Here is a 17,443-nt window from a genome sequence, read left to right on the forward strand (position 1 = left end):
TGGTTAGCGATTACACACATGAGGTGCCGAGATGAGGAAAACAAAGGTTGAGACAGCGGAAACCCGGCGGCGCATTGTCGACGCCGCTGCCCGGGAATTCCGGCTGAACGGCATTCAGGCAACGGGGCTGAACGACGTGATGACGCCTCTGGGCCTAACGCAAGGCGGCTTCTATCGCCACTTTGCTTCCAAGGACCAACTGGTGGCCGAAGCGTGTGCTCGGGCGATGACCGAAGTGATCGACGGGTTGGCAACAGTCGTTCGCCAAGGCCAGCGGGCCAGCGGTTTTGCGGCCGTGGTGGAGGCCTATGTATCCGAAGCCCACCGCGACACGCCTACGGGCAGATGCCCGCTGGCAGCAATGGGAAGCGAACTGGCGCGGGCCGACAAGCAAACGCGGGCAGCGGCCGCACAGGGCTTTGATGATCTGGTGGATGTACTTGCCAGGCAGTTGCCGCACAAGCCGCAACAAGAGGCGAGGTCTGCCGCCGTTTTCACACTGGCGGCAATGATTGGCGCCATCACGATGGCAAGAGTCGTTGAAGATACCGACGCTTCAACGGCGATTCTGGAGGATGTGAAGCAGCACCTCGGGGCGATGTAATCCTGTCGGACACATTCACAGATTGGAGCAATTCATGGAACAGCGTAAATACCTGATCACTGGCGCCACGGGCAAGACCGGCGTCCATACCGTGCAATTCCTGCTGAATGCGGGCCACGCCGTTCGCGCCTTCGTGCATCAGGAAGATGATCGAAGCGCCGCGCTGCGCGAAGCAGGGGCGGAAGTCTTTGTCGGTGATCTTCTTGAGCATGACGACGTCATTCGCGCGATGGACGGTGTCGATGGCGCCTACCTCTGCTATCCGGTCCGCCCTGGCTACATCCAGGCGACCTCTTACTTCGCTGATGCAGCGCGTCGGGCAGGCGTCCAGGTCGTGGTGGAGATGTCGCAGATCTCGGCACGAGAAGATTCCAAGAGCCACGCCGCACGCGATCACTGGATTGCCGAACGCGTTCTGGACTGGTCTGGCGTGCCGACGGTGCATATCCGCCCGACCTACTTTTCCGAATGGCTGACGTTTCCCTGGGTGCTCGATCCCCTGGTGCAGGAAGGCAAGATCACGCTGCCTTATGGGGAAGGGCGGCATGCGCCGATCGCCGCCGAGGATCAAGCGCGTCTGATTGCCAGCATTCTGGCAAAACCTGACGGCCATATTGGAGAAACCTACACCCTCTTTGGTCCGGTGGAACTGAACCAGCAGGAGATCGCCGAGGAAATTGGCAAGGTGCTGGGACGTGAAATCACCTATGCGCCTTCGACGCTAGAGCAATACCGCGAGCATCTGCGAAAGTACGACCTGCCGGAGTTTCTCATCCAGCATTTCCTGGAAACCGCTGTTGATTACCAGAACGGAATCTTCTCCGGCACCAATGGCGTTATCGAGGAAATTACGGGGCAGGTTCCACAGACCGTAGCCGGATTCGTACAGGCCAATCGCCAGGTGTTTCAAGCATAAGCACCGTCGATAAGGAGAAAGAAGTGAGTATCCCCGTCACCATCGGCGGCCTGATCGCTCCGGATTCGGAATTGTCCCGGAAGGCCTCATCGCTCGTCGAAACCGTGCACTCGAAAGCCATGCTTCACCATGTTCACAGGACCTGGTGGTTTGCAGAATTCCTTGGTCAAAAGCGCCAATTGAAGTACGACCGGGAAGTCGTCTACCTGGCCTCTGTGCTGCACGATCTTGGATTGACAAAGGAATGCGTTGCCGATCAGCGATTCGAAGTCGATGGTGCCAATGCCGCCAGCCGAATCTTGCGCGGACACGGATATCCGGAGTCCAAGGCCGATCTGGTCTGGCAGGCCATCGCGCTGCATTCCAGCGGCGGTATCGCCGAACGGATGGCGCCCGAGATCGCCCTGGTTTTCCTGGGCGCACATGTCGACGTAATGGGGTTGCACTACGACGAGATGACGCCGTCATTCGTCGATGATGTTTTGCAAACGTATCCACGGTTGGGATTCAAGGCGGCATTCCAGCAGGCGCTGGCCGAAGTTGCCAGAAAAAAGCCGCATACCACAATCGGCACGGGACTCTCCGATATCGGCCACCGGCACGTGGATGGATTCTGCATCCCGGACGTGTGCGACCTGATCGATGGTGCGCCGTTCCACGATTGATATCCGATCGACCAACCACGCCATCAAGGTTTGATGGCACGTCGATTCAGCCAGGAGATTTGAAATGAAGATCGAAGGTTCTGTTGTATTCGTGACGGGCGCAAGCCGCGGCTTAGGGCTCGCATTTGCGCGCGAGGCGGTGGCCCGCGGCGCGACGAAGGTGTATGCCGGTGTGCGAAATCCAGCGGCATTCAACGAGCCGGGCATTGTTCCTGTCAGCCTGGACGTGACGGATCCCGCTTCGGTCGCTGCCGCCGCCGAGGTGGCGAAGGACGTCACCGTACTCGTCAACAACGCCGGCATCGCGGAAATCACGGGATCGCCATTTGCCGATCTCGCCGAAGACCACGCGCGCAGAGTGTTCGAGACGAATTACTACGGTGTCATGCGCGTGACGCGAGCATTCGAGCCCTTGCTGCCAGGCGACGGACGGGGCGCCATCGTGAACGTTCTTTCCGACGTAACCTGGCGGACGGTGCCGATGCTGGCCCCCTATTCGGCGTCAAAGGCTGCTGCGTGGAGCTACACGAACAATATTCGGGCGCAATTGAAGGACCGACGTATCTCGGTCGTAGGGTTGCATGTGGGATTCGTCGACACGGACCTCACCAAGGACTTCGACGTACCCAAGGCAAGTCCTTACGACGTTGTCCGCCAGACCTATGACGCGTTGGAGGCTGGAGAAAGCGAGGTACTGGCCGATGCGGGTAGCAAGGCGCTGAAACAGACGCTGTCCCTGACCGTGCCCGGCTATATCGATCCTGAGGTACTTGAGGGGAGATAAACAGTCTTTCGGCGCTGCCCTGCTTAGGATGACCAGGGCAGCATATCGACCGACCGGGTAGTCCCCCCCCGGCCTCAAAGCTGCTTGCGGTACACGACGAATCCGGATTTCTCGGCGACGGTGTCGTAGAGGCGCATGGCGGTCGTGTTGGTTTCGTGGGTTTGCCAGTACACCCTCCCCACACGCTGCGCCTTCGCGTGCGAATAGACCTGATCGATCAAGCGGCGCCCGACTCCCTTGCCTCGTGCCGCCGCGGCCGTGAAAAGATCCTGCAGATAGCAGTTCGGATTGAGTTGAATCGTGCTTCGGTGCAGTAAAAAATGCGCCAACCCGATCAGCTCACCGTCTTGTTCCGCAACTAACGCGTGCATTGGCTCATACGCGTCGAAGAAGCGCGACCAGGTTGTGAGCGTGATTTCCTCCGGCAAAGCCGTGGCATCGTGCCGGCCGTAGAACGCGTTATACCCGTCCCAGAGAACTTTCCAGGCGGGAAAGTCGTCTGGCTCGATTGCACGGATCTTCACCGCGTCGATGGTGGGATCGGTCGTTTGCATCATTCTCCTTTCTGATTGCCTGCAGTAGGTGAGTCACGATGAAATCACCGGAGAAGCGACGGCGGGACCCACGGCCTGGTGTCTGGGATCGGATTGCTCACACGTATTCCGATCGCCTCGGAACCAGGCCGGTATGGCAGGAGAAAACTACCGCTGACCGGTCGTCAGCATTCTCACTTTCACCTTGCGGCCCTTCACCTTGCCTTCGTTCAACCGCTTCATCGCCTCGCGGCCAATGGCGCGGTCCACGGCGATATAGGTCGACATCTCCATCACGCTGATCTTGCCGACCTGTTCCTTCGTGTAGCCAGCCTCGCCAGTCAGCGCGCCAAGGATGTCGCCGGGGCGGATCTTTTCCTTGCGCCCGCCCAGCATCTGCAGCGTCACCATCGGCGGCAGCAGGCGCGGGCCGCCCGACGGCGTCAGTTCGCCAAGCGCGTGCCACTCGAATTCGCCGCCCTGATGCTGTTCGATGTTGCCCACGCGACCCATTTCGTCGAGGCTGACAAGGCTGAAAGCCCAGCCCGCCTCGCCGGCACGCCCTGTGCGGCCGATGCGGTGAACATGGACCTCGGGGTCGGGCGTGACGTCCACGTTGATCACGGCTTCCAGTTGCGCGATGTCGAGTCCGCGCGCGGCCACGTCGGTGGCCACCAGTACCGAGCAGCTCCGGTTGGCAAACTGCACCAGCACCTGATCGCGCTCGCGCTGATCGAGATCGCCATGCAGCGCTAGTGCGGCATAGCCCTGTGCGTGCAGCAGGTCGGCCAGATCACGGCAACGCGCCTTCGTATTGCAGAAGGCGAGGGTGGTGGCCGGGCGGAAATGGTCGAGCAGCAGGCCGACGGCGTTGAGCCGCTCGCCTTCTTCCACTTCGTAGAAGCGCTGCGTGATGGTGGCGGCGTCGTGCGCCTCCTCGATCTTCACCATCTTCGGCTGGCGTAGAAAACGTTGGGCGAGCTTTTCGATGGCAGCCGGATAGGTGGCCGAGAACAGCAGCGTTTGCCGGTCCTTCGGCGCGTGGCTGGCAATGAAGGCGATGTCGTCATGAAAGCCCATGTCGAGCATGCGGTCGGCTTCATCGAGAACCAGCGTGTTGATCGTGTCGATATTCAGGCTGCCGCGATCAAGGTGATCGATGATACGGCCCGGCGTTCCGACAACGACGTGCGCACCATAGACAAGGCTATCCACCTGCGGCCGGATCGGCGTGCCTCCGCTGAGCGTGAGCACCTTGACGTTGTCCTCGGCGCGGGCGAGACGACGGATCTCCTGTGTGACCTGATCGGCCAGTTCGCGCGTGGGGCATAGCACCAGCGCCTGTACATCGAATCGACGCGGATCGAGCCGGTGCAGCAGGGCGAGTGCAAACGCGGCGGTTTTACCGCTGCCGGTACGGGCCTGGGCGATCAGGTCTTGACCAGCCAGCGCGAGCGGCAGGCTGGCGGCCTGGATCGGCGTCATGGCGTCGTAGCCAAGCTGGGCGAGGGTAGCCTGCATGGCCGCGGACAGCGGCAGCGTGGCGAATGAGGTGGAGGAAGATGAAGTCATGCCGGATTATAGATGCGTGGGAGCGTCTTGCCCTCTTTCTCAGCCGAACCGGGCCACCAGTGCTCGCCCGGCGGCCGGGTTGTGCAGGGTGCTGCGCCCAGACGTCGTCGCGTCATGCTTCACGACCGCGCGACGAGGATTTTTCATGCGAACGACATTGGCCCGTCAAACTCGTTCACGTAGCACAGGTGCGACACGGGGGAGTCGCCACTATTCTTCCACCGATGCAGCATGAAAGCCGGGGGTTCCATATACGACGCCGGCTTGGCATCCGCACGCAGCCGTAGCGCAATCTGGGTCGCGGTGCTGGGGCACGTCAACACCGGTATCGGCCCCAGACGGGATTGCATGGCGCGGTGGACATGGCCCGCAATAATCAGGTCGATATTTCCGTGTTTCGACAATAGCTCAGTGAGCGCGTTGATTTCACGTAATCCGTATCGATCCAGATAAGGAATGCCGGTCTCGAACGGCGGGTGGTGCAATGCCACGACGATACGTCGGTCTGTGTTCGCTTCGAGTTCACGACCGAGCCACGCAAACGTCGACGGGCTTAGCTCGCCGTGGTGGAACCCTGGAACAGTGGTGTCTACGGCCAGCACGCGAATCCGGTCGACGTCAAAGCCATAGTTCAGCGCCCCTGTATGCGGCCACCACGGTTGGTCGCCGAACGCCGCGCGCAGCGCATCTCTGTCGTCATGATTGCCGGGCATGAGTACATAGGGATGGATCAACGACCCCAGAAGCTCTTTCAGCATGGCATAGGCTTCCGGGGACCCGTCGTCGGTCAGATCGCCGGTAAACAGGACTGCGTGCGGTGCCGGGTCTAGCCGATTGAGCGCTTCGATCGCTCTGAAAAGCATGGCATTGGAATCGACGATGTCGTGGTAAAGCATGCCGCGAGGCCGAACGTGGATATCTGAAATCTGTACGATCGATGTCATGGTTTTTCCGCTTTCGTCGTAGTGCGTAACCGTACTACCTATCCCATAGCGGCAGTGCTGTCCGAACGGACGCCGCCAGATCGCGCTGCTAGCGCACTGGCTTGAACAGCAGGCCTTGCTGAGCCACGCCGATCGGGCCGTGCTCGTCATGCAGGGTTGTCCGCGTCAGCCCGATACCGTTCTGCTGCACCGTCGTCGTGGACTCGGCTGCTACCCACTCGCCTTGCGGAAGGCGATGCAGATACACGGTCAGATCGGCATTGGCAAATGCAAAGCGATGCAAGGGCACCGCCCAGCTGATGCCATTGCCGAAGTCCGCCGCCGCGATGGCGCGGGCCGCGGCTGACATCGGTCCATCGTCCAGGAAGGGCACCGCCACGCGGAACCAAACGGCGGCAGGCCCAGGATCGGTGACCGTCCCGGTCGCAACGCGACTCTCCATTGCCGTGTAGTGAAACGAAGTCTGCGCGGCCATGCCCGGAATCACGATGGGCGTATGGCATGCATCGGGTGGAGGCAGTGTCGGCGCCTGCTCGCTTGACTGGAGATCGAGGTCGCGCTGCCGCATATACACGGCAGTGCCCTGCAATACTGGGACGTCGTCGTGCAGCAGTTCCAGATGTACGCGCCGTACGGAGCCGCCTGCTTGCGGCGCGACTACGGCGCGCAACGATGCGACGGGAACCGGGCGGACGAACTCCAGCGTCAGGCGCACCATCGCCCAGCCCGGCTCATGCGCCATCGCGCGGTCAGCGAGCGTCGCCAGCAACCCGCCTGGCGCGCCGCCATGCTGGGCACCAGGGTTCCACGGCCCGCGGGACAGAACGGTGGACTCGACGATGTCGCCTGACATCTTGAATATGCTGGAAGGAATGGACACCGGACACCTCGCCATGACGCATTGATTCGCGCATCTTACGCCAGCGCGCCGAGTGCGGTCACCGTGGCGCGCGGACGATTCCAGGCGCTCCCTGCGACGCATGTCCACGCGGCGTAATACTCGTGTATTAGATCACGACGCGAATGTAGGAGTATCCGCAGCCATGTATACGCTAGCTTCGCCACCCCCCGGCCACCTACCCTTGTGACACGACCAGACGACGACACAGCGTTGCAGGCGAACCGCCTCCACGACGACCCGGCTGGCTTGGTGACGTATCGATGGAGGGCATCATGAAGCAAACACGCTGGGTGGGCATTCTGAGTGCGGGGGCCTTGTTGGCAACCGGTATCGCCGCGTGGGCGGCAGGCGGAGAAAGCGATCGCGTGGTGCGGGCGGCTGTGCCGTCGCTGCTGGCGGGAAGCGACCTGACTGGGGTTTCCGCGCCGCCGGCGCGAAGCAGCGGCGCCGACGAGGGCAGCGACGCCAGCAAGGCGTCCGGGCCGCCGCGCAAATCGGTGAGCTTGCTGGCGTAGTGCGGAGGGTGGCCCATCCTGGGCCGTCAAGCCTGACGCGAACCCGAGCGACACCTTCGTGTGGCGCGGCGGGTAATCCCGGATCAACGGATCGAGCAGTGTTTCCATGTGCGTGATGAAAGCAACAACAAGGCCGGCGATCGTGGCGCGATCCGGGCTGCGACCCCTTTTTGCCTTGTGTTGTGCCGGCGTGGTAAGCGCGGCGCTGTCGCTGGGCGGGTGCGCAAGCATGAAGGGATTGAACGCGCAGGCCAGGCTCGACGATGCCAATCAGCTTGCCGCGTCGGCATCGATGGCTGCCGCGCCGGTATCGCCCGCAGTGTGGCCGGTGCGCGAATGGTGGCAGAGCTTTGGCGACCCGCAGCTCGATTCGCTCGTCGATGCGGCATTGGCCGGGCAGCCGTCGCTGCGGATTGCGGCGGCGCGCGTGCGCCAGGCCGAGGCGCTGGCGGGCGGCGCGGAAGCCGCACTGTCGCCGCAGGCCAACCTGTTCGCACGGAGCACACGTCAGCGCTATAGCGACAACGGTCCGGCGCCGCGTCCGCTGGCAGGTAGCTGGAAATGGGCCAGCGATCTGCAGCTTGGATTCAGCTATGAGCTGGACTTCTGGGGAAAGAACCAGGCGACGTTTGACGCGGCGCTCGATCGCGCACGGGCCGCCGAAGTCGACTACCACGCCGCGGCATTGTTGCTGACCACTTCGGTCGTGCGAACCTATCTGCGGCTCGATGCCGCGTATGCGCAACGCGAGCTTGCACAAGACACCTACCGCCAGCGCGAAAACACGCTGACGCTCACGCAGCAGCGCGTGGCAGCCCAACTCGATTCGCGGCTCGACATGAAGCAGGCGGAGTCGGCGTTGCCTGCCACTCGTGAGCGGTTGGCGGCCGTGAACGAAGTCATCGCGCTAACGCAGAACCAGCTTGCCGCGCTGGTGGGGAAGGGGCCGGATGCCGGCGCCGATATCCAGCGGCCGCACCTGCGCGCGGACTTTGTCGAAGCCGTGCCCGCGTCGCTGCCCGCCGAACTGATCGGCAGGCGGCCCGACGTCGTGGCGCAACGCTGGCGCGTGGAGGCGGCGAGCCACGAGATCAAGGCCGCCAACGCGCAGTTCTATCCCAACATCAGCCTGACCGCGTTTGCCGGCCTGCAGAGCCTGAGCCTGTCTGACTTCCTGACGGCGGGCAGCCGCACGATGGGTATCGGCCCCGCGCTGTCGCTGCCGGTGTTCGATGGCGGGCGGCTGCGCGCCAACCTCGGTGCCAGACAAGCGGAGTACGACGTGGCGGTCGAACAGTACAACGCAACGCTCGTCATCGCGCTGCACGATGTGGTGAACCAGCTTGTCTCGCTGCATTGGCTGGGCCAACGCGCCAATGAGCAACGTCAGGCGCTGCAGTTGACGCAGGAAGCGTACGACCTGGCGCGGGCGCGCTATGGCAGCGGTGTTGGAAATTATCTGCAAGTGCTATCGGCGGAGGGGCAGGTCCTGAACCAGAAGCAACTGCTGATCGATCTGGAACACCAGCAACGGTTCCTGCACCTGGAGCTGATCCGCGCACTGGGCGGCGGCTACGAGCCAGCGGCCATGCCCGTCGGCAAGGCTGTCTTGCCCGCGTACACATCGACAAGGAATGCATCATGAATCCGGCCAGCCAACCCGACGCCGCCAATGTTCGGCAAGCCGAGCCGCCGGTCGTCCGCCCGGTGCGGCGTTGGCGCATCGCCGCCGCCGTGGTTGCCACGGCAGCCGTGGCGGGCGCCGCCTACCATCTGCAATTCGGCAGTCGCCAGGTGTCGACGGAGAACGCCTATGTCGAAGGCAACGTGGTGCAGGTCACGCCACAGGTCGGCGGTGTGGTGACGGCCATCCTTGCCGATAACACGGATCTGGTCGAATCCGGCAGGACACTGGTCGAACTCAACGGCGTCGACGCACAGCTCGCTCTGGCCGCCGCACAGGCGCAACTGGCACGAACGGTGCGGCAGGTGCGGGGGCAATTCGCCGCCGCTGGCCAGGATCGCGCCAATGTGGAAGTGCGGACCGTGGATCTGGCGCGGGCGAGCGAGGATCTGGCGCGCCGCTCCGCGCTGGCGGCCAGTGGAGCGATCTCCGGTGAGGAACTGATCCATGCCACGCAGGCTGTGCGTGCCGCCAAGGCATCGCTGGCCGTGGCCACCGAGCAGTTCAAGCGCAACCAGGCGATGGTGGAGCGCACGTCGGTGGAATCCCACCCGGATGTGCTGGCCGCCGCCGCCCAGGTTCGCAATGCCAGCATTGCCTTGTCCCGCACGCGCATTCCGGCGCCCACCAGCGGCGTCATCACCAAGCGTTCCGTGCAGGTTGGGCAGCGCGTCAGCGCGGGTGTGCCAATGATGTCGGTGGTGCCACTGAACTACCTGTGGGTCACGGCCAACCTGAAGGAATCCCAGTTGCGCGATGTGCGGATCGGCCAGCCGGTCACGCTGACCACGGATCTATACGGCGATCGCGTGGTGTTCCACGGACGGGTAGTTGGCCAGGATGCCGGCACCGGCAGCGCCTTTGCGCTGTTGCCGGCGCAGAACGCCACCGGTAACTGGATCAAGGTGGTACAGCGCGTGCCGGTGCGCATCGCGCTGACACCGGAGGAAGTGGCCGCGCATCCGCTGCAGATCGGCCTGTCGATGAAGGTGTCAATCGACACGCGCTCGCGCGACGGCAAGCGGCTGGTAGCCGTCGATACACCGAGCCAGAACTACCGTACGACCGTGTTCGCCGACGAGCTGGCGCAAGCCGACGCGGTCGTGCGCCGCATCGTCGCGGAAAACCTGTAACGCCATCACAACGGGAAGTACCGGATGAAGCCCGCTAACCTCCATGCCTTGCTGTTGCCGATTGGCGGACTGACGCTGGTCGACTTCCTGCAGAACGGCATGATCGCTTTTGCAGCCGCGCCCATCATGGGCGAGATCGGCGCCAGCCCCGAGGAGTACAGCATCGTTGCCACTGCTTATGCCAGCGTGGCCGTGGTGATGATCGCGCTGCAACGATGGATGGTGGAGCGCATGGGTTGGCGCCGCTACGTCCAGGCTACGCTCGGCGCGGCGGCCGCCGGTGCCATCCTGTGCGCGCACGCGGCCAGCTACGAAGGATTTCTGGTCGGACGCGTCGTGATGGCGCTGGGATGTGGCGGCCTGCTGACGTCGTCGCGGCTGGTGGTGAATCTGATTGCGCCCGGTCCGGCGCGCTTTTCCGGCATCACGGCATTGGCTTCCGGTGTGTGCGTGGGCACGGCGCTGGCGCCTTGGCTGGCCTCGGCCATTGTCACGGCGGATAGCTGGCCGCTGATCTTCTGGCTGGTGGCGGCGGCCATGCTGGCATTGATACCAGCCGCCGGTGTCCTGCCGGAAGCCGTGATCGCGCCGGAGGAGCGGTCCCGCGCGAATCTCTGGCGGCTTGCCGCACTGGCACTGGGCAGCTTCCTGCTGTTGTTTGTATTGCAGCGGTCCTATTACGACTTCTACGCGGACAGGCTGTGGCTGGCGATTGGCGCGGCGCTTGGTGCCGGGGCGCTGCTGTTCTTCGTTGCCACGGAGGCGCGCAGCGCGTGGCCGCTGCTGAAACTTGGCCATCTCGCGGGTCCGCGCTACCTGACGGGGCTGGCGCTCTTCACGTTCTGCTACGTCACGATGGGATCGAACGGATACCTGCTGCCGCTTGTTCTGCAGCGCTCGCTCGGGCATTCGTGGTCAACGGCCGGACAACTCTATTCGCTGGGGCTGGCGGCCGGCGTGGTGACATGGCTGACGATGACGCAGCTATTGCCGCGCTGGCCCAGTCCGCGCAAGTACTTCATGGTTGGCTTTCTTGCGTTGGCGGCTTCCGCATGGCTGATGAGCAGGATGCCGCCCGCGCCGGACCCGTGGCGTCATGTGTTGCCCGCGCTCGCGCTCTACGGCGTCTTCATCATGATGCTGGTCCCGGTGACGGCGATGCAGACCTTCAACGATGTGGCGTACGACGAGTCCGTGTTCTCCCACGCGCAGCAGACCAAGAACATGCTCGGTCAGATGGGGCAGGCGATCGGCGTGACGCTGGCTACGGTCGGCCAGCAATGGCTGACCGCCTTGCACTACACCACGCTGCACGGCGCTATTCACGTGGGCAGCCCACAGTTTCAGGAAGCGCATGCGCGCTATACCGCAGTGCTGTCGGCGTCGATGGAGCCGGTCAGAGCGGCGGAACTCGCCACGGCCCAGATCGCCCAGTTGCTGGCGCAGCAATCCGCGCTGCTGGCCAACCTCGATCACTTTCAGGGGCTTGCCGTGATGGCGCTTATCGCGATGGCGGTGAGCGTGTCTCAGCGAGTCATGCGGTAGCGGTCAGCACGCGTTCATGTCCGAAGCGGTGCTGGCCGGCACGGTGAACTGGAAGACAGATCCTCCGGCATCGCTCGCGCACAGGCGCAAGGTGCCGCCGTGGGCGTGCACGATGGACTGGCAGATCGACAGACCCATGCCCATGCCGTTGGGTTTGGTGGTGAAGAACGGGTCGAACAGCCGGCCAGTGGTTTCCGGCGCCACGCCCGGTCCGGTGTCCTGCACGGTGACGGTGATGGCCCTGGCGTCATCGGCGCGGGTCCGGATATTCACTTCCCTGGCGCCAGCCGGCATTGTGCTCATGGCTTCCATCGCATTGACGATGAGGTTCAGGACGACCTGCTGAAGCTGCACGCGGTCGCCGCGGATGAGTGGCAGATCCGCATCGAGATCGGTGCGGACCGCAACGCCCTGCTTGATGGCCTCGCCATGCGTCAGGAAGACGATTTCCTCAATGGCATCGTTTATCTGGAGCGGCGCGTCCTCTATCCTGGCGTGCCTGAACAGGTCGCGGATGTGCGTCATGGTCTTGATCGCGAGCCGCGCATCGTTACCGATCCGCTGAAACGCCTGGCGCGCTTCGTCCAGGTCTGGCTGCTTGGCTTGCAACCAGCGCAGGCCCGCGTCCGCATGGGTGGCGCACGCACCAATCGGCTGCTTCAGCTGGTGGCTGATCGAGGCAGTCAGTTGCCCCATTGTCGTGACGCGATTGGCATGGGTCAGCGCTTCCTGAATTTCCCGGAGGCGGCGGTCGCTCTCGCGCGCCTCGGCCTCGGCATGCTTGCGTGCGCTCTGGTTCAGCATGAACGCCACGGCGTGATTGCCTTCATCCTCATACTTGGCGACGCCCATCAGCACGGGTACGCGGCTGCCATCCTTCCTGAAGTACTCCTTTTCAAACGGCTGCAGATGGCCCACTCGCTTGAGTTCGGGCAAGCGCACACGCAGGTCGTACTCGCGCCATTCCGGCGGCGTCAGTTCGGGCCAGCGCAGGCGGCGTGCGCTCAAGTCCTCACGGTCGTAACCGACGATGTGCAGGAACGCATCGTTGGCTTCGAGGATGGTTTGTGTCTCGATTTCCCAGATGAATATGCCAATGATGTTGGAATCCACCAGGCGTCTTATCTTCAGGTCTCGACTTTCGAGTTCCCGGTTCAATGTCGCCAGCATCTGCAGGTCGGTCTGCAAAACGTCGCGGCAAAGACGCAGAAATCTGAGGAATGGTTCGCTATAAGCGTTCTGTTTGCGATCTAGCACGCAAATGGTCCCGAATATCCGGCCGTCGGGCCAGACTATCGGAACTCCCATATAGGAAATCATGCCGAGCGCGATATCCGGGTTCGATTTCCAGGCTTCCTCGCGCAAGGCGTCGGCCACGCGGAGTGGCCGACGTGACTCCATCACCGTATCGCAATACAGGCCCGTGTTCAGAAGCGCGGTTTCCGCTACTTCGTAGGGGTTTCCCGCCGACTCGCTCGCCACGAAGACCTCGATGTTCGGCGGCTTCGCCCGCATTATCAATGCCGAAGGTACATCCATGATCTCGGCGAGCAGATTTACTATTTCCTGCCATTTTTTCAGAATTTCCAGGGGTACCTCGATTTCCTCTTTCATGATCGTCATATTGATTCACGGCGATTTCCAGGCACCCGTATGGCGGCCGGCTGCGTTCCCCATTCAATGTAGTCTCAGTTCTTTGAATTGCGAATGACGGGCGAATGACGAGTGAATGCCGGCGCTGGTTACGCCATTAGCCACGGTGCAATGCATCGGTTACGCCACGCCGTCCGAATGTGGCTTTAAATTGCCTAGAATGGGGAACGGTACCGTCGGCGGGGGCGCGATTGTCGCGCATGCAGCCGCGTCGGCAAGGAGGCGAGATGGATTATTCGTCGCATTCGAGCCCTGCAAAGGGCCAGCACGATCGCAAGGCAGGCGTGGCATATGTGGTGGACGACGACGAGTCGGTCCGCCTGGCGCTTGACGGATTGTTGCGGTCGATTGGGGTGCGCGTGGAGACCTTCGAATCGACGCAGGAATTCCTGGCCTTCCCCAAGCACGATGCGCCGAGCTGCCTGATTCTTGACGTCAGGCTGCGCGGCGAGAGCGGACTCACCTTCCAGGAGCAGATGTCACGGATTGGCGTGCGCATGCCAATCGTGTTCATGACCGGACACGGGGATATCGCCATGTCCGTGAAGGCGATGAAAGCGGGTGCCGTCGACTTCTTTGCCAAGCCGTTCCGCGACCAGGACATGCTCGATGCGGTCACCAGCGCGTTGGCCCGCGACGACGAAAGGATTGCCGCCGAGCAATCGAGCGCGGCACTCCGCGCCGCGTATGAGTCACTGACGCCGCGCGAAAAGGAGGTAATGCGTTTTGTCGTGGCAGGCCTGATGAACAAGCAGATTGCCTACGAATTGAACCTCAGCGAGGTCACGGTAAAGATCCACCGTGGCCAGGTCATGAAGAAGATCGGCGCAAGATCGGTAGCGGAGCTGGTCCGAAACGCCGAAATGCTGAACGTGGCGCCCGAACCGGCGAGTACTTCCAAACCGATGCGAGACGGCGGCGCCTAAGACAGGCGCGGCTAGGGTGGCGCACCGTCGAGCGCCACACCGAGCCAGTGCTCGATGGCCTCGGGGTCCACGGGCTTGGCAAGCACGGCCAGCGCACCGTTTGCATGTGCCCTGGCTTCCAGTTCGGCGGTTGGAAAGGACGTGACGAAAACCGTCGGTGGCGCGGTGCCGAGCGCCAGGATGCGGTCCAGCATTTCCACACCGGACAGGCCCGGCATCATGACATCGGAGATCAGGAATGCCGTGTCTCCGAGCCGGCCCGACTGCAGGAATTCCTCCGCCGATGCGTACTCGCGCGTTGGCCTGCCAAGCGAACGTACAAGGCTCGCCGTCGCGGCCCGGAAGGCGTCGTCATCGTCGACAATCGAAACGATCTGTGCGGAAGACAAGCGGATAGCCTCCTGCGCCGCGAAAAACGGTACGTTAAGCCGTACACCGCGCGGCAGCGCGGCGTGCATCCGGCGTGCGTTTCGATATCAGCGTAATGTCCATTGCGGCCGCCGAGAATAATACATACGTATTAAGGCCGCGCGCCACGCCGCGGTGCGGTGGCCAGGGCTGTCCCGGTCATACCTCTGTATTAAGACCCAATGCGAATGGAGAGGATGATGCTACCCGCGTGAAGAATGGTGCTGCGGCGCTGGGCGACTACGCTTGTTGTACGGCCGGCGTCAGCGCATTCCGCAACGGCAACCGACCGTATTTCCTCGGCATGAAGGTGCCGCGCCAACGTGATGGCGTATCGGTGCGGAACCTGCGGATAGTGGGAGTCATTTCATGGAACATGCAGATATTTCGCGGCACGCCTGGCGCGCTGGTGTTCCCAACCGGGCGGATGCCCTGGCGAGCTGTTTCGCGGCCAGCTACGCCGGCATCATTGCGTTCATGACCGTCGCGACGGAGGGCAGTTTTGCCCGGGCCGCCGAGCGTCTGGGAATCGGACGCTCGGCAGTTTCCCGCAGTATTCAGAAGCTGGAAGAACATCTTGGTACCCGCCTGTTTCTGCGGACGACCAGAACGACGAACCTGACGCGCGAGGGCGAGCGGTTCTTCGAGAACTGCAATCTTGGCGTGACGCACATCGTAGGCGCCATGAACGACATGCTGGACCTGCGTCATGGTCCGCCGCGTGGCGCGCTGCGGGTCTGCTCGACGGTGGGTTTCGGACGCAGCGTCGTCGCGCCGCTGGTACATAAATTCTCGGAGATCCACCCCGATATTGCCGTCGAATTGCTGCTGGAGGATCGGCCGCCAGAATTCGTGGCCGCGCAGATCGATGTCGCGTTTCGTGATGGCCATATCGAGGATTCCAGCATCATCGCCAGGCAACTGATGCCGATGAAGATGGTGCTCTGCGCGTCGCCGGCCTATGCAGCGCGGCATGAGCTGCCCGCTGCATTGCAGGATATCGCGCAGCATGCGTGCATCAGCCTGAGATCGTTCAGCGGCCGGCCTTGCGAGTGGGAGTTCAACGTCGATGGGCGCACACAGAAGTATGTCGCCGCTGCCAGGTTGTCGTTCAACGATGCGGACCTCGTGCGCAGGGCGGTACTGGACGGGCGCGGCATTGCCCAGCTCCCGATGCATCTGGTTGCCGACGACCTGGCGTGCGGCGCACTCGTCCCTGCGTTGCCGCGACTCGCGCCGACCGGGCGGGGCCACTACATCTGCTACCTGTGCCGGCAGCATCTTCCCGCACGCATCCGGGTCTTTGTCGACTTCATGACCGAGCAGGTGCGCGCCCGCGAGTTCCGCGATCCGATGGAGTACGCCGCCGACGAGGTCCAGGCTCCCATCGAGAAGCTGGCAGCATGAGACCCGCGCCGCTGAAGCGGCACTAGCCCCATCCCCGGCCCTGTCATTGCAAATGCGCTGACGCAGGCAGCATTTCCCCAGCCTTTCACGAACCCGAAGCCTAGTTTTGTGAATCATGAATTCCATTGTCTCCGCCCGCGGCCTATCGTAAGGCGCGATGCGTGTGGCTCCGCCTACGCATCTCGATAGAACAAGATCAGCACGGCGTTACCGCAGCCATGTGGATAAATGCCGGCCAAGGAGACAGGAATGACCAAAGCGATGGGCGGCGCCCGTCTGGCTGCCGCATGGATTGCGGCCACTGCATTCACCTTCGGCATGGCGGGCAGCGCGCAGGCCGCCTGGCCGGAACGTCCGATCCGGTTGATCGTGCCCGCCGCGGCGGGCGGCACCACCGATATCGCCGCACGGCTGGTGGGCAAGCGCATGAGCGAGATACTGGGGCAGCCGGTGGTGGTGGACAACCGCGCAGGCGGTGCCGGCATCATCGGATCGCAGGCGCTGATCCAGGCGCCGGCCGACGGCTACACGCTGATGATGGGCAATATCGGCCCCAACGCGATCAACTACGCGCTGTATCGCCAGTTGCCGTACAAGCCGCAGGACTTCACGCCGATCACGATGGTGGTGTCGGTGCCCAACGTACTTGTGGTCAATGCCAAGGTGCCCGCGCACAACGTGGCGGAACTGGTGGCGATGGCCAAGTCGCACCCGGGCCAGTTGTCGTTCGGATCGTCGGGCACGGGCCAGTCGGTGCATCTGTCGGGTGAACTGTTCAAGAAGCGCGCCGGTATCGACATCATCCACGTGCCGTACAAGGGCGCGGCCCCGGCCGTCGCCGATCTGGTGGCGGGGCAGGTGACGATGATGGTGGACAACCTGCCCAGCTCCTTGCCGCAGATTCAGGCGGGCAAGCTGCGCGCACTGGCCGTTACCAGCGCCACGCGCGTATCGGAGCTGCCCGACGTGCCGACCATGAAGGAAGCCGGCTTTGACGACTTCCAGGTCACCGCGTGGTTTGGCCTGGTGGCACGCGCGGGCACGCCGCCGGCCATCATCGCGCAATTGCACAAGGCCGCCGCCACGGCGCTGGCCGAACCCCAGATCAAGTCGAGACTGGCCGAACTTGGCGGCCAGGCCGGCGGCGACACGCCCGAGCACTTTGGCCAGTTCATCGATCAGGAGCGCCAGCGTTGGGTGCGCGTGGTCAAGGACACCGGCATTCCTCAGCAATAACGTGCCTGCGGCAAGGA

At 63.0% G+C, this 17,443-nt stretch carries 17 protein-coding genes; 11 read left to right on the forward strand and 6 right to left on the reverse strand.

Annotated features, from left to right (window positions below; all coding sequences use genetic code 11):
• Positions 1 to 31 precede the first annotated feature (31 nt).
• From AC3FLX_RS06195 to AC3FLX_RS06210, 4 genes are all read left to right on the forward strand, one after another.
• Positions 32 to 604, forward strand: coding sequence for a TetR/AcrR family transcriptional regulator (locus AC3FLX_RS06195; RefSeq protein ID WP_488694832.1), 573 nt, complete (start codon positions 32 to 34; stop codon positions 602 to 604).
• A gap of 34 nt (positions 605 to 638) precedes the next feature.
• Positions 639 to 1,520 (forward strand): NmrA family NAD(P)-binding protein, encoded by an 882-nt coding sequence (locus AC3FLX_RS06200; RefSeq protein ID WP_488694834.1) that lies wholly within the window; start codon positions 639 to 641, stop codon positions 1,518 to 1,520.
• Positions 1,521 to 1,543: 23 nt separating this feature from the next.
• Positions 1,544 to 2,185 carry an HD domain-containing protein gene (locus AC3FLX_RS06205; RefSeq protein ID WP_488694836.1) on the forward strand — a complete coding sequence of 214 codons (642 nt, stop codon included), beginning with the start codon at positions 1,544 to 1,546 and terminating at the stop codon, positions 2,183 to 2,185.
• Between the two features lie 64 nt (positions 2,186 to 2,249).
• Positions 2,250 to 2,969, forward strand: a complete 720-nt coding sequence (locus AC3FLX_RS06210) for an SDR family oxidoreductase (RefSeq protein WP_488694838.1) — start codon at positions 2,250 to 2,252, stop codon at positions 2,967 to 2,969.
• Positions 2,970 to 3,043: 74 nt separating this feature from the next.
• On the opposite strand, the gene AC3FLX_RS06215 is transcribed toward AC3FLX_RS06210, so the two are convergent.
• The 4 genes from AC3FLX_RS06215 to AC3FLX_RS06230 form a co-directional block, all read right to left on the reverse strand.
• Positions 3,044 to 3,523 carry a GNAT family N-acetyltransferase gene (locus AC3FLX_RS06215; RefSeq protein WP_488694840.1) on the reverse strand — a complete coding sequence of 160 codons (480 nt, stop codon included), beginning with the start codon at positions 3,521 to 3,523 and terminating at the stop codon, positions 3,044 to 3,046.
• Positions 3,524 to 3,670: 147 nt separating this feature from the next.
• Positions 3,671 to 5,074: an ATP-dependent RNA helicase DbpA gene (dbpA, locus tag AC3FLX_RS06220; RefSeq protein WP_488694842.1), complete on the reverse strand. Its 1,404-nt coding sequence runs from the start codon at positions 5,072 to 5,074 to the stop codon at positions 3,671 to 3,673.
• A 143-nt stretch (positions 5,075 to 5,217) separates the two neighbouring features.
• Positions 5,218 to 6,018 (reverse strand): phosphodiesterase, encoded by an 801-nt coding sequence (locus AC3FLX_RS06225; protein WP_488694844.1) that lies wholly within the window; start codon positions 6,016 to 6,018, stop codon positions 5,218 to 5,220.
• 88 nt (positions 6,019 to 6,106) lie between these two features.
• Positions 6,107 to 6,871 carry a thioesterase family protein gene (locus tag AC3FLX_RS06230; protein ID WP_488694845.1) on the reverse strand — a complete coding sequence of 255 codons (765 nt, stop codon included), beginning with the start codon at positions 6,869 to 6,871 and terminating at the stop codon, positions 6,107 to 6,109.
• A gap of 320 nt (positions 6,872 to 7,191) precedes the next feature.
• On the opposite strand from AC3FLX_RS06230, the gene AC3FLX_RS06235 reads away from it, so the two are divergent.
• The 4 genes from AC3FLX_RS06235 (at position 7,192) to AC3FLX_RS06250 (ending at position 11,796) form a co-directional block, all read left to right on the forward strand.
• On the forward strand, positions 7,192 to 7,434 hold the full coding sequence (locus tag AC3FLX_RS06235) for a hypothetical protein (RefSeq protein ID WP_488694846.1): 243 nt from the start codon (positions 7,192 to 7,194) through the stop codon (positions 7,432 to 7,434).
• Positions 7,435 to 7,549: 115 nt separating this feature from the next.
• The gene (locus AC3FLX_RS06240; protein WP_488694848.1) at positions 7,550 to 9,079 is read left to right on the forward strand and encodes an efflux transporter outer membrane subunit; all 1,530 of its coding nucleotides are present in this window, start codon (positions 7,550 to 7,552) and stop codon (positions 9,077 to 9,079) included.
• Positions 9,076 to 10,251, forward strand: coding sequence for an EmrA/EmrK family multidrug efflux transporter periplasmic adaptor subunit (locus AC3FLX_RS06245; protein WP_488694850.1), 1,176 nt, complete (start codon positions 9,076 to 9,078; stop codon positions 10,249 to 10,251). The genes AC3FLX_RS06240 and AC3FLX_RS06245 overlap by 4 nt, the downstream gene beginning before the upstream one ends.
• A gap of 24 nt (positions 10,252 to 10,275) precedes the next feature.
• A complete protein-coding gene (locus AC3FLX_RS06250) occupies positions 10,276 to 11,796 on the forward strand; it encodes an MFS transporter (protein WP_488694852.1) in 1,521 nt (506 codons plus the stop codon).
• 3 nt (positions 11,797 to 11,799) lie between these two features.
• Here AC3FLX_RS06250 and AC3FLX_RS06255 read toward each other — a convergent pair whose 3' ends face one another.
• A complete protein-coding gene (locus tag AC3FLX_RS06255) occupies positions 11,800 to 13,419 on the reverse strand; it encodes an ATP-binding protein (protein ID WP_488694853.1) in 1,620 nt (539 codons plus the stop codon).
• A gap of 257 nt (positions 13,420 to 13,676) precedes the next feature.
• Here AC3FLX_RS06255 and AC3FLX_RS06260 point away from each other — a divergent pair, with 257 nt between their 5' ends.
• Positions 13,677 to 14,375, forward strand: coding sequence for a response regulator transcription factor (locus tag AC3FLX_RS06260; RefSeq protein ID WP_488694855.1), 699 nt, complete (start codon positions 13,677 to 13,679; stop codon positions 14,373 to 14,375).
• 11 nt (positions 14,376 to 14,386) lie between these two features.
• Here AC3FLX_RS06260 and AC3FLX_RS06265 read toward each other — a convergent pair whose 3' ends face one another.
• Positions 14,387 to 14,764 (reverse strand): response regulator transcription factor, encoded by a 378-nt coding sequence (locus AC3FLX_RS06265; RefSeq protein ID WP_488694856.1) that lies wholly within the window; start codon positions 14,762 to 14,764, stop codon positions 14,387 to 14,389.
• A gap of 388 nt (positions 14,765 to 15,152) precedes the next feature.
• On the opposite strand from AC3FLX_RS06265, the gene AC3FLX_RS06270 reads away from it, so the two are divergent.
• Positions 15,153 to 16,190, forward strand: coding sequence for a LysR family transcriptional regulator (locus tag AC3FLX_RS06270; protein ID WP_488694858.1), 1,038 nt, complete (start codon positions 15,153 to 15,155; stop codon positions 16,188 to 16,190).
• Between the two features lie 249 nt (positions 16,191 to 16,439).
• On the forward strand, positions 16,440 to 17,426 hold the full coding sequence (locus tag AC3FLX_RS06275) for a Bug family tripartite tricarboxylate transporter substrate binding protein (RefSeq protein WP_488694860.1): 987 nt from the start codon (positions 16,440 to 16,442) through the stop codon (positions 17,424 to 17,426).
• Positions 17,427 to 17,443 lie beyond the last annotated feature (17 nt).

The sequence above is a fragment of the Cupriavidus sp. 291-E7 genome (assembly GCF_057798835.1).